The sequence below is a fragment of the Streptosporangium sp. DT93 genome (assembly GCF_049844535.1).
Classification (GTDB): domain Bacteria; phylum Actinomycetota; class Actinomycetes; order Streptosporangiales; family Streptosporangiaceae; genus Streptosporangium.
Genome location: NZ_JBNCLF010000020.1, coordinates 66,951 through 79,239, shown reverse-complemented (window position 1 = coordinate 79,239; position 12,289 = coordinate 66,951). Strand labels below are relative to the sequence as shown.

At 73.2% G+C, this 12,289-nt stretch carries 7 protein-coding genes; 2 read left to right on the top strand and 5 right to left on the bottom strand.

The window, feature by feature from the left end; genetic code table 11:
- The first annotated feature begins 26 nt into the window (after positions 1 to 26).
- Positions 27 to 3,233 (top strand): GH92 family glycosyl hydrolase, encoded by a 3,207-nt coding sequence (locus tag ACLQ2R_RS32555; RefSeq protein ID WP_425965122.1) that lies wholly within the window; start codon positions 27 to 29, stop codon positions 3,231 to 3,233.
- 3 nt (positions 3,234 to 3,236) lie between these two features.
- On the opposite strand, the gene ACLQ2R_RS32550 is transcribed toward ACLQ2R_RS32555, so the two are convergent.
- The 5 genes from ACLQ2R_RS32550 to ACLQ2R_RS32530 form a co-directional block, all read right to left on the bottom strand.
- On the bottom strand, positions 3,237 to 4,163 hold the full coding sequence (locus ACLQ2R_RS32550) for an SMP-30/gluconolactonase/LRE family protein (protein WP_425965120.1): 927 nt from the start codon (positions 4,161 to 4,163) through the stop codon (positions 3,237 to 3,239).
- 60 nt (positions 4,164 to 4,223) lie between these two features.
- A complete protein-coding gene (locus ACLQ2R_RS32545) occupies positions 4,224 to 5,633 on the bottom strand; it encodes a sugar porter family MFS transporter (RefSeq protein WP_425965118.1) in 1,410 nt (469 codons plus the stop codon).
- A gap of 203 nt (positions 5,634 to 5,836) precedes the next feature.
- Positions 5,837 to 8,335, bottom strand: coding sequence for a polynucleotide kinase-phosphatase (locus ACLQ2R_RS32540; RefSeq protein WP_425965116.1), 2,499 nt, complete (start codon positions 8,333 to 8,335; stop codon positions 5,837 to 5,839).
- Positions 8,328 to 10,016: a 3' terminal RNA ribose 2'-O-methyltransferase Hen1 gene (locus ACLQ2R_RS32535; RefSeq protein WP_425965114.1), complete on the bottom strand. Its 1,689-nt coding sequence runs from the start codon at positions 10,014 to 10,016 to the stop codon at positions 8,328 to 8,330. The genes ACLQ2R_RS32540 and ACLQ2R_RS32535 overlap by 8 nt, the downstream gene beginning before the upstream one ends.
- A gap of 64 nt (positions 10,017 to 10,080) precedes the next feature.
- Entirely contained in the window at positions 10,081 to 11,004 is a 924-nt protein-coding gene (locus ACLQ2R_RS32530; protein ID WP_425965112.1) for an LLM class F420-dependent oxidoreductase, read from the bottom strand.
- A 146-nt stretch (positions 11,005 to 11,150) separates the two neighbouring features.
- Between ACLQ2R_RS32530 and ACLQ2R_RS32525 the strand changes: the two genes are divergently transcribed.
- Positions 11,151 to 12,242 carry a hypothetical protein gene (locus ACLQ2R_RS32525; RefSeq protein WP_425965110.1) on the top strand — a complete coding sequence of 364 codons (1,092 nt, stop codon included), beginning with the start codon at positions 11,151 to 11,153 and terminating at the stop codon, positions 12,240 to 12,242.
- Positions 12,243 to 12,289: the final 47 nt, after the last annotated feature.

Below are 12,289 nucleotides of genomic sequence, written 5' to 3'. Positions count from 1 at the left end.
GCGGACCCCACCTCTGGAGGACTGACGTGTCTTTCTGGTCCCTGCCCCACTGGTCCGTGCCGGTCGTCACCGCCCTGCTCGCGGCCACCGCCCTGCCACTCGGCGCCCCGCCGGGCGCGCCCGGCGAACGCGACCCCGTGTCCCTGGTCAACGTCTTCCACGGGACCAAGGAGGCGGCACCCGACTTCGACCACGGCGGGGGCGGGGGCATGACCTTCCCCGGCGCCGTCCTGCCGTTCGGGATGATGCAGTGGAGCCCCGACACGGTGTCCGACGCCGGCGGCGGCTACCGCTGGGAGGACGACCGGCTGCGCGGCTTCTCCATGACGCACATCTCCGGGCCCGGCTGCACCGGCGCGCAGGACTTCCCGGTGATCCCGTTCTCGGGGGCGATCGGCCGCTCGCCCGCCACCCACGGCGACGACTACGTGCAGACGTTCTCGCACGACAACGAGCGGGCCTCGCCCGGCTTCTACGGCACCACCCTCGACAGCGGGGTCAAGGCCGAGCTCACCACCGGCATGCGGACGGGCGTGGCCCGCTTCACCTTCCCCAGGGGCAAGCCGGGCACGGTGCTGCTGAACACCAGCGGCTCGGTCAACGGCGTCGACGACGGCGAGACCAGGATCAGCGGCAACACCGTCGAGGGCTGGGTGCAGACCGGAGGGTTCTGCGGCCCGCCGACCCGCTACAAGATCTACTTCCACGCCACGTTCGACCGGCCGGTCACCGCGTTCGGCACCTGGAAGGACGGCGAGGTGCGCCCCGGCGGGAGCACGGTCGCCAACGCGGGCCCCGCCAGGGTCAAGGGGGACCTGGTCACCCGCGAGGACGTGATCGTCAACGGACCGGGTTCGGGGGCGTACCTGCAGTTCGCCCCGGAGCAGCCGGTGCAGATGCGGGTCGGGCTGTCCTACGTCGGCCTCGAGGGCGCGCGGCGCAACCTGCAGACCGAGATCGCCGCCAAGGGCGTGGACCAGGTGGCCCGCGAGGCGGCCGGCGTGTGGCGTGAGCGCCTGAGCAAGGTACGGGTCGCCGGCGGCACCGAGGACCAGCAGCGCACCTTCTACAGCAACCTCTACCACACGCTGCTGCAACCGCACGTCTCCGACGACGTGGACGGCACCTACGCCGGGAGCGACTACGAGCCGCACCAGGTGAAACCGGGCCACCACCACTACGCGACCTTCTCCGGCTGGGACATCTACCGCAGCCAGGTGCAGCTCCTGGCGCTGCTGGCGCCGGACGTGGCCGCCGACATCGCGCAGTCGATGTACGACAACGCCCGCACCCTCGGCAACGTGTGGGACCGCTGGTCGCACCAGACCGCGGTCACCGGCGTCATGGTCGGCGACCCGTACCACTCGATCCTGGCCAGCGTGTACGCGTTCGGCGCGCGCGACTTCGACGCGCGGGAGGCGCTGCGGGCGATGGCCGAGGCGGCCAGGCGCACCGGCCCCCGCGACATCGGGCACCCGCTGCTGCAGTACGACGAGCGGCCGGGCAACGCCGCGTTCATGCGCCAGGGGTACGTCCCCAACGACCCGTCGGCGACCCTGGAGTACGGCGTGGCCGACTTCGGCATCGCCCAGCTCGCCTCCCGGCTCGGCGACCGGGCCACGGCCACGGAGTTCATGGGACGCTCGCAGGCCTGGCAGCACCTCTACAACCCGGGCAACGGCTGGGTCCAGCCGCGCCAGGGCGACGGGGCGTTCACCGCGCCGTTCGACCCGGCCCACCCGGACGTCTACATGGAGGGCAACGGCGCGCAGTACCACTGGCTGGTGCCGCACAACCCGGGCGGCCTGTTCACCGCGATGGGCGGCCCCCGCGAGGTCGTCCCCCGGCTCGACACCTACTTCACCAAGCTCAACGCCGGCCCCGCCGAGCCGTACGCCTACCTGGGCAACGAGGTGGCGATGACGTCGCCGTGGCTGTACGCGTGGGCCGGCCAGCCCTACAAGACGCAGGCGCTGGTGCGGCGCGTGCAGCAGGAGCTGTACAGGTCGGGACCGGACGGCCTGGTCGGCAACGACGACCTGGGCGCGATGGGCTCGTGGTACGTCTGGTCGGCCATGGGGATCTTCCCCGCCGTCCCCGGCCGCGCCGAGCTGATCGTCAACACCCCGCTGTTCGAGCGGGTCACGATCGACCGGCCGGGCGGCGACATCGTGGTGGACGCCCGCGGCGCCGGGCCCTACGTCCGCTCGCTCGCGGTGAACGGCACCGCGACGAACCGGGCGTGGCTGCCGGAGTCGTTCGCGACCGGCGGCGGGCGGCTGGAGTTCGTCCGCGGCACGTCCCCGAACCGGACCTTCGGCGCCGCCCCCGAGGACGCGCCCCCGTCGTTCGGCACCGGGACGAGGCCCTACCTCGCGGGCTTCAGCCGCGGCAGCGGCCCGGTCGAGCCGGGCGGCACGCTCACCACCGAGCTCGCGGTCCGGTCGCTGGGCCGGGCCACCACGCTCACCTGGGAGGCCAGGCCCCCGGCCGGCGTCACCGTGTCGCCCGCGCGCGGCACGCTCACCCTGACCGCCGGCGGGCAGGCCCGTCAGGAGGTCAGGATCTCGGTGTCCGGCGGCACGGCGCGCGGCATGCTGACGGTGCCGGTCGCCGTGGGCGACCTCACCGCCTCGGTACGGCTCAACGTGGCCGGTCGCGGCACCCCGGAGTGGCACCACAACAACGCCGGCATCGGCGACATCACCGCCCCGGGCGAGGCCAACATCGACGGGCCCGGCTTCAGCCTCTCGTCGCACGACCTGGCCGAGGCCGGCCTCACCCCGGGCAAGCGGGTGACGTGGCGCGACTTCACCTTCACCTGGCCGGACAGGAAGCGCGGCGAGTGGGACAACGTCCGCACCGGCACGGGACCGCTGGAGGTGGCCGCGCCGGCCGGCGCCACCGGAATCTCCTTCCTGGGCACGGGCGTGAACGGCTGGCCCGAGTCGGACGTCACCGTCACCTACACCGACGGCACGACCGGCACGGGACGGCTCGGCCTCAGCGACTGGATCCTGGACTTCGGCTCGGGCGAGCCCCGCTTCGGCAACGAGGTCGTGGCCCGCACCCCGCACCGGCTGTTCTGGGGCTCATGGGCGCTCCAGCCCGTACCGGCCCACGTCTACGCCTCGCAGCCCATCGCCCTGGACCCGGGCAAGAGGGTGCGGAGCCTGACGTTCTCCACCCCGGAGGACGGGCGGCTGCACCTGTTCACCTGGGCGTTCTCGTAGGTGTCACCCGGGCGCGCCCCCCTTGCGCGCCCACACCGGCTCGGCGCCCCTGACGCTCAGCATCATCGAGTACAGGGACGTCGTGGCGGTGATGAAGACGCGGTTGCGCTTGGGGCCGCCGAAGACGAGGTTGGAGGCGCTCTCCGGCAGGCACAGCCTGCCGAGGAGCGTCCCGTCCGGGTGGTAGGCGTGCACCGCCGGGCCGACGGCGGCCCACAGGCGGCCGGTCTCGTCCAGGCGCATGCCGTCGTAGCTCCCCTCGCCCTCGTGGGCGGCGAACACCTCGCCGCCCGCGAGGGCGCCGTCGTCGCCGACCTCGAAGACCCGCACGTGGCGGCGCTCGGTGTCGGCGACGTAGAGCAGGCGCTCGTCGAGGGAGAAGGCCAGGCCGTTGGGGCGGGCGAAGTCGTCCGCCACCACGCTCACCTCGCCGCTGCCCGGGTCGACGCGGTAGACGTTGCAGCCGTCGATCTCCTGCTCGGCCCGGTGCCCCTCGTAGTCGCTGAGGATGCCGTACGGCGGGTCGGTGAACCACACCGACCCGTCGGAGCGCACCACCACGTCGTTGGGGCTGTTGAGCCGCCTGCCGCGCCAGCGGTCGGCCAGTACGGTGACCGAGCCGTCGTGCTCGGTCCGGGTCACCCGGCGCGCGCCGTGCTCGCAGGAGACGATCCTGCCCTCGCGGTCGAGGGTGTTGCCGTTGACGTACCCGGCGGGCTGCCGGAACGGCCCCACCCGGCCGGTCAGCTCGTCCCAGCGCAGCATGCGGTCGTTCGGGATGTCGCTCCAGACCAGGTAGCGGCCCGCGGGGACGTAGACGGGCCCCTCGGCCCAGCGCGTGCCCCGGTGGAGCCGCTCGACGTTACGGTCGCCGGAGACCCCCGCGATGCGGCGGTCGTACGCTTCGAACTCCAGGGGAATGAGATCCACCGGGCACCTCCTCGGTGCCAACCTTCTACCAGCATCCACCCCGCCCCGCCAAGGGCGGGGTCATCCCATGTCCTCCAGCTTCCGCCCCTTCGTCTCCTTCACCTTGAACATCACGAAGAAGAACGAGAGCACCGCGAAGGCCGTGTACCCCACGTAGGCGCCCGCCAGGCTCCACTCCGACAGCGACGGGAACGAGACGGTGATGAGCCAGTTGGCCACCCACTGGGCGGCGGCCGCCACCGACAGCGCGGCGGCCCTGATCCGGTTGGGGAACATCTCGCCCAGCAGCACCCAGACGACCACCCCCCACGACAGGGCGAAGAACAGCACGAACACGTGGGCTGCGACCAGCGCGACCGTGCCCTGCGTCTCGGGCAGCCTGACCTGCTCACCGCTGGGGATGCCGGCGCTGAACGCCCACGCGGCCACGGCGAGCGCCACCGCCATGCCCGCCGAGCCGATCAGCAGCAGCGGCCTGCGGCCGATCCGGTCGACCAGGGCGATGGCGATGAACGTGCCGACGATGTTGATGATCGAGGTGGAGAAGCTGATCAGCAGCGAGTCCGACTGGTTGATGCCCACCGACTGCCACAGCGACGCCGAGTAGTAGAAGATGACGTTGATACCGACGAACTGCTGGAACACCGACAGCAGGATGCCGATCCAGACGATCGGCAGCAGGCCCAGCCGGGAGCCGCGCAGGTCGCGCAGGCGGGGCCGGTGCTCGCTGCGCAGCGAGTTCTCGATCTCGGTGACCCGGGCGTCCAGGTCGCTGTCCTCGCCCTCGACCTCGCCGAGCACCTTGCGCGCCTCGGCCGACCTGCCGGCCGCGACCAGGAAGCGCGGCGACTCCGGGATGATCGTCGCGAAGATCAGGTAGAGCAGCGCGGGGACCAGGCAGGCGCCCAGCATCCACTGCCAGGCCTGCAGCCCGAGCAGCTCGTTGTTGACGTCGCCGCCGGCCCGCTCCGCGATGGCGTAGTTGACGAGCTGGGAGACGGCGATGCCCAGCACGATGGCGAGCTGCTGGAAGGAGCCCAGGCGCCCCCGGTAGGCGGGCGGGGCGACCTCCGCGATGTAGGCGGGGCCGATCACCGAGGCCATGCCGATGCCCACGCCGGCCAGCACCCGCCACAGGGCCAGGTCCCACACGGCGAAGGGCAGCGCCTGGCCGACGGAGCTGATCGCGAACAGGATCGCGGCCACCTGCATCGTCCTGGTCCTGCCCCAGCGGTCGGCCAGTCCCCCGGCGACCCACGCGCCCAGGGCCGACCCCAGCAGCGCGATCGCCACGACGAAGCCGGTCTGCACCGCGTCGACCTTGAAGTACTTCTCGATCCCGGTGACGGCGCCGTTGATGACGGCGCTGTCGTACCCGAAGAGGAAGCCGCCGATCGCCGCGGCGGCGGTGATGAAGACGACGTGCCCGATGTTCTCACTGGAGTTCCCCGCAGGGGCAGTGCCGGCCATGAGAGTCCTTTCCCCGGGAAAAGGGCTTGAGACATCGAACTCCGGCCCCCGTGGGCGGCCGCCCGCCCACCGGCGCCCCGCCCCGGCCCCGCCGGCGTGTTCGGAAGCCTAGGGACCAGGGCGGACACGACGATCGTCACACCACGGGAGATGTCTCCTTCTTCATCCGGCTCTGTCAAAAAATCACGGACGGGGGCCGGACGTCACAGCCGGGGGTCGACCGGCTCGGACTCCAGCGCCAGGACGGCGAAGACCGCCTCGTGCACCCGCCACAGCGGCTCGTTCCCGGCCAGCCGGAAGAGCGCCTCCAGGCCCAGCGCGTGCTCGCGCAGCGCCAGGGAGCGCTTGCGTCCCAGGAACCTGCGGCGCAGCACGTCCAGGCTCTCGGTGTAGTCGGGCCCGTAGACGATCCGCAGGTACTCCCGGCCGCGCACCTTGACGCCCGGCTGCACCCGGCTGCGCCCGTCCTGCGTCTCGACCGGTTTGACCACCATGCCCTCGCCACCCTCGGCGGTCAGCGCCTCCCACCAGGCGGTGGCCGCCTGGACCGACTCCGGCGAGGACGGGTCGGCGAACACGTGCCGGGTCGGCGTGATCAGCGGGTCGTCGAGCCGCGACAGCGTCTCCAGGTGCCAGGTGTGCGGCTCGGTGGCCGCGGTCGCCCGCCCCTCGCAGGCGAGGATCTGGAACGGGGCCAGCCGGATGCCGTCCAGCCCGGAGACAGGCCAGCAGTAACGCGCATATGCCCGGCTGAAACGGGCAGCGTTGTCGGAGCGGCGGCGGGTGCGGTCCAACAGATCGCCCACATCCAATCCGCGCCCGGCCGCCGCTTCCAGCACGGCGATCGCCTCGGGCAGCGCCGTGCGGGCCGCGGCCCCCACCGACGCGTACTGCTCGCGGATCAGCCCCTCGGCCTTGGCCGACCAGGGCAGCAGCTCGCAGTCGAGCACCAGCCAGTCCGTCCCCAGCTCCTCCATCAGCGGCGCGCACACCCGCCTGAGCCGGTCGACCAGCGCGCCGGTGTCGGCGAGGAACGGCCTGCCGGTGCGGGTGTAGACCGCCCCGCAGGTGCCGTCGGTGACGCCGAACCGCGCCTCCGCCGCCTCGGGGCCGGCCGCCAGCACCGCCACCGCCCGCGAGCCCATGTGCTTCTCCTCGCACACCACCCGGCTCACCCCGGCGGCGGCGAACTCGGCGAACGCCTCGGCCGGGTGCTCCAGGTAGCCCTCCAGGCGCGAGGTCTCCGCGGGCGCCATCGTCGGCGGCAGGTACACCAGCCAGCGCGGGTCGACCGCGAACCGGCTCATGATCTCCAGGGCGGCGGCCGTGTTCTCCTCGCGGACCTTGATGGCGCCGCCGCCGTGGCGCACCTCGACGTGCCGGGTGCCCCGCACGTCCTCGACCGAGAGCACGCCGGGCTCGCGGTGGCCGGGGGCGGTCAGCGGCCGCACCGGCTCGTACCACGTGCGCTCGGCCGGGACCGAGACGAGCTCCCGCTCGGGGTAGCGCAGCGCGGTGAGCCTCCCGCCGAAGACGGCGCCGGTGTCCAGGCAGATCGTGTTGTTGATCCACTCGGGCTCCGGGACCGGGGTGTGGCCGTAGACGACCATGGCCCGGCCCCGGTACTCCCTGGCCCACGGGTAGCGCACCGGCAGGCCGTACTCGTCGGTCTCGCCGGTGGTGTCGCCGTACAGCGCGAAGGCGCGCACCCGGCCCGAGGCGCGGCCGTGGTAGGACTCCTTGAGCCCGGCGTGGGCGACGACGAGCGCGCCGCCGTCGAGCCGGTAGTGGCTGACCAGCCCGTCCATGAAGGCCAGCGCGTCCCGCCGGAACTCCTCGGGCTCGGCGTCGAGCTGCTCCAGCGACTCCTTCAGGCCGTGGGCCACCCTGACCTTGCGGCCGCCCAGCGCGCGGGCCAGCTTCTGCTCGTGGTTGCCCGACACGCACAGGGCGGTCCCCGCCGCGACCATGCCCATGACCAGCCGCAGCACGCCCGGCGAGTCGGGCCCGCGGTCCACCAGGTCGCCGACGAACACCGCGGTCCTGCCGTCCGGGTGGACCGCGCCGGCGGCGCCGGGCTCGATCTCCCAGCCCAGCTCGCGCAGCAGCGTCTCCAGCTCGGAGCGGCAGCCGTGCACGTCGCCGATGACGTCGAACGGGCCGGTCAGCTCGCGCCGGTCGTTCCACGCCCTCTCCGTGACGACCGTGGCGGCCTCGATCTCCTCGGGCCCGCGCAGCACGTGGACCCGGCGGAACCCCTCGCGCGACATCCTGGTCATGGAACGGCGCAGGTCCTTGCGCTGGCGGGTGATCACGCGCGCACCGAAGTCCCGGTCGGGCCGGCTCTCGTTGCGCGCGACCGCGAGCTCCTCGGGCACCTCCAGGACGATCGCGTCGACCAGCACGTCGTGCGCCTTGGCGAGCTCGACCAGCTTCCCGCGGGCCTCCTGCTGCACGTTCGTGGCGTCCACGACCGTCAGCAGCCCGCGCCGCAGGCGGGTGCCGACGATGTAGTTCAGCACGTCGAAGGCGTCGGCCGTGGCGGTCTGGTCGTTCTCGTCGTCGGAGACCAGTCCGCGGCAGAAGTCGGAGGAGATCACCTGGGTCGGCCCGAAGTGCGTGCGCGCGAAGGTCGACTTCCCGCTCCCCGACACCCCCACGAGCACGACCAGCGACATCTCCGGTACGACGATCTCAGACATCTCCACCTCCCGCGACACCCTCCACGCCCGCGGCAGCGCCTTCGCGCACGCCGACGCCCGAACCCGCGACAGCGCTCCCGGCGCCTTCCGCACCCCTGGCGCGATCCTGCACGCCGTCCTCGGCGCCGTCCCTGGCGCCGTCCCTGGCGCCGTCCTTGGCGCCGTTCCCGGCACCGCCCGCTCCCGCCAGGCCGAACACGGCCATCTGGGTGGGCGGGCCCACCTGCGGATCGTCGTCCCCCACCGGCAGGAACCCGGCGCGGTAGCCGTACTCGTCGCACACCCTCCCCGCCCACGCCCGGAACTCGGCGCGGGTCCACTCGAAGCGGTGGTCGGGGTGACGCTCGCCCCGCAGGAACGCGTAGCGGACGTTGTACTCGACGTTCGGGGTCGTGACGATCACGTGTCCCGGCCGGGCGGTTCCGAAGACGACCCGCTCCAGAGCCCCCAGGCGCGCCAGGTCGACGTGCTCGACGACCTCCATCAGCACCGCGGCGTCGTACCCGGCGAACCTGTCGTCGGTGTAGGTCAGCGCGCCCTGGAACAGCTCCAGCCGCTCCCTGCGCCGTTCGGGCATCCGATCGAGACGCAGGCGCCTGGCGGCGATCGCCAGGGCCTGCGAGGACACGTCGGTCCCGGCCACCCGCGCGAAGCGGGGCCGCTCCAGCAGCGCTCCGACCAGGCGGCCGGAACCGCACCCGAGGTCGATGACGCTGCTCGCGCCCAGCCGCTCCAGCGTCGCGAGCACGGCCTCCAGCCGCAGCACGTTCAACGGCCGCCCCGCACCGGGCCCCGGAGCGGGGGCGACGGAGTCCGCGGGCGACGCGGCGGAATCCGGGCACGGGACGGCGGAGTCCGCGGGTGATGCGCCGGAATCCGGGGGCGGGGCGGCGAGCTCCTCCTGGGTCGGCTGGATCGGCGGGTCGAGCTCCTCCTCGACGTCGTCGCCGATCTCGGCCAGCCGGGCGAAGGCCGCACGGGTCAGTGCCAGGCGGCGGCCGAGATAGCGCCGGGTGATCAGACCGCGCTCCGGGTGGGCGGCCAGCCACGACTCGCCCGCCCTGATCAGCTTGTCCACCTCGTCGGGGGCGACCCAGTAGTGCTTGGCGTCGTCGAGCACCGGGAGCAGGACGTAGAGCTGGTTGAGCGCGTCGGCCAGGCGGACCTCCCCGCGCAGCACTAACCGGACATAACGGGAGTCACCCCACTCGGGGAACGCCTCGTCCAGCGGCAGGGCCCGCGCCTCGACCCTCCAGCCCAGCGGCTCGAAGAGCCTGTGCGCGAGCTCGGGCCCGCCCCTGCAGGGCAGCACCGGCAACACGATCTCCAGCGGGATCGGCCCGGCCGCCAGGTCGGGACGGGCGGCACAGCGCCCGGTGCGCGCCGTACGGAACACGTCGGCCAGCGCCACGGCCAGCAGCGACGAGGCCACGTACGGCCGGTCGTTGACGTACTGGCCCAGCGTGTGGTCCGGCGTGGCGCGGTCCCGCGAGCGCACCAGGCGGACCGGGTCCACGTCGAGCATCAGCGCGGCCGTGCAGCGTTCCTCGCCCGCCTCGGGATACAGGACGCGGGCCACCCCGTAGGAACGGTCGAACTCCTGGACGCGGCCGGGGTGCTTGTGCAGCAGGAAACCCAGGTCCGTGGCGGGCCGTACGGTGGTGGAGATCGTCAACAACACCCGGTTCAGTGTGCCGCACGACCGGCGGGACGGCCACGGTTTAACCGGCCCGCCGTCGCCCGGATCACGCGTCGGTCATGATCTCCTCCGCGATGAGCTCCAGGTGGTCGAGGTCGACCAGGTCCAGGATCTGCAGGTAGACGCGCTCGACGCCCAGCTCGGCGAAGCGGCCGATCTTCTCGCTCACCTCGGCCGGGGTGCCCGCCAGCCCGACGGCCCGCAGCGCGGCGAGATCCTGCCCGGCGGCCTCGACCCGCCGCGCGACCTCGGCGTCGTTGGAGCCGACGCAGACGGTCTGCGCGACGGAGAGCGTGACCGGCTCCCGGCCCTCGGCCTCGCAGGCCCTCCTGATCCGGCCGAAGGCCTCGGCGCTGTCCTCCAGGGTGCGGAACGGCACGTTGTACTCGTCGGCGAACTTCGCGACCAGGCGCGGGGTCCGGTTGGCGCCGACACCGCCGATGATGATGGGCGGCTTGGGGCTCTGCGCGGGCTTGGGCAGCGCCGGGGAGTCGGCCAGCCGGTAGTGGGCCCCCTCGAAGGAGAACGTCTCCCCCACCGGCGTGGTCCAGAGCCCGACCAGGATCTCCAGCTGCTCCTCGAACCTGCCGAAACGCTCGCCGATCGGCGGGAACGGGATGCCGTACGCGGTGTGCTCGGCGTCGAACCAGCCGGTTCCCAGCCCCAGCTCGACCCGCCCCCCGCTCATCCGGTCGACCTGGGCGACGCTGATCGCCAGCGGCCCGGGAAGCCGGAAGGTGGCCGGGGTGACCAGCGTGCCGAGACGGATCGTGGTGGTCTCCCGGGCCAGGCCGGCAAGGGTTATCCAGGAATCGGTGGGACCCGGACCGGGGTCCCCCTTCCCGATCCGCATGTAGTGGTCGGAGCGGAAGAACGCGTCGAACCCCAGCCGCTCCGCGGTCAGCGCGACCGCGAGCAGCTCGTCGTAGGTGGCGCCCTGCTGCGGTTCAGTGAAGATTCTCAACTTCATGCGGACCATTATCCGGGCACTCCGGACGGCATCCGCAGAAAGCCCGCGCCGTGGCGTGCGTACTTGCTAACGTTCTGCCCTCCGCACCTTCGGGTAGCGGATCGGACACAGACAGCGATCACCCCCGCCGTCGAGGAGGGGATCACATGCCCGTGGCGACCAGTCACCCCGATCGCCGCGACACCCTCCGGGCCCGCGAGCCCGGCACGCCGCCCCGCCCCCTGGTGGTGCTGGCCTCGATCGTGCTCGCCGCGGGCACCGGCACCGCGATCTGGCTGCTGCCCTCCGGCGCGACGGGCGAGTGGGCACCCCGCGGCGACCGCCCGGGAGCCGCTGCCACGCCCTCGGGAACGCGGTCACCGGATACCCCCGGCACGAGGCCCGGCCGGGGTGGCGAGCCGGTCGTCCCCCGCCCGTCGGGCTTCGTGACGTTCGTGGACACCGCGCGCGATCCGCGCTTCAACCTGTCCAGGGCGGTCCGGAGGGACCACGTGCGCTGGTTCACCCTGGGCCACCTCACCGCCGGGCGGCAGAGTTGCGTCCCCGTCTGGGACGGGTTCCGGGAACGCGGCGGCGACCCGGTGGCCGACCGGCTCGGCCGCCTGCGCGCCGCCGGCGGGAACGCGGGCCTGGCCTTCGGCGGGCCCTCCGGGCGTGAGCTCGCGTCGGCCTGCACCGATCCGGACCGGCTCGCCGCCGCCTACCGCCGGGCGATCACCGCCTTCGGCGCCGCGTACGTCGACTTCGAGATCCACGGCCCGGCCGCGTCCTCGGAGCCGGGGGCCGTGCGGCGGCGCGCGCGGGCGATCGCCGTCCTGCAGCGGGAGGCCGTCCGCGGGGACCGTCCCCTCACGGTGAGCTTCACCGTGCCGGTCACCGGGGCGGGCCTGTCCCGCGACGACCAGGAGATGCTCCGTGTCACCCGGGCGGAAGGGGTGGAGATCGCCACCGTCAACCTCCTCGCCCCCGTCGGCGCCCCGGCGGCCGGGGCCCGTCTGCGTCCGGTCGCCTCGGCCGTCCGCGCCGCGCACCCGCAGGTGGCCCGCTCCCTCGGCCGGAGCACGGCCTGGAGCCGGATCGCGCTGACCCCGGTCCTGACCGGTTCCGGCGGCCTCACGAGGCTCGACGCGCGCAGGCTCGCCGCCTTCACCAGCCGCAACCGGCTGGCCTGGCTCTCCACCCGGGGTGTCGCGCTCACCCCCGAGGTCACCCGCCTCCTCACCGGCGCGACGCGCTAGCCGGGTCCCTCACCCCGAAGCTCCTTCCCTTCATTCTCTGGGAGTGC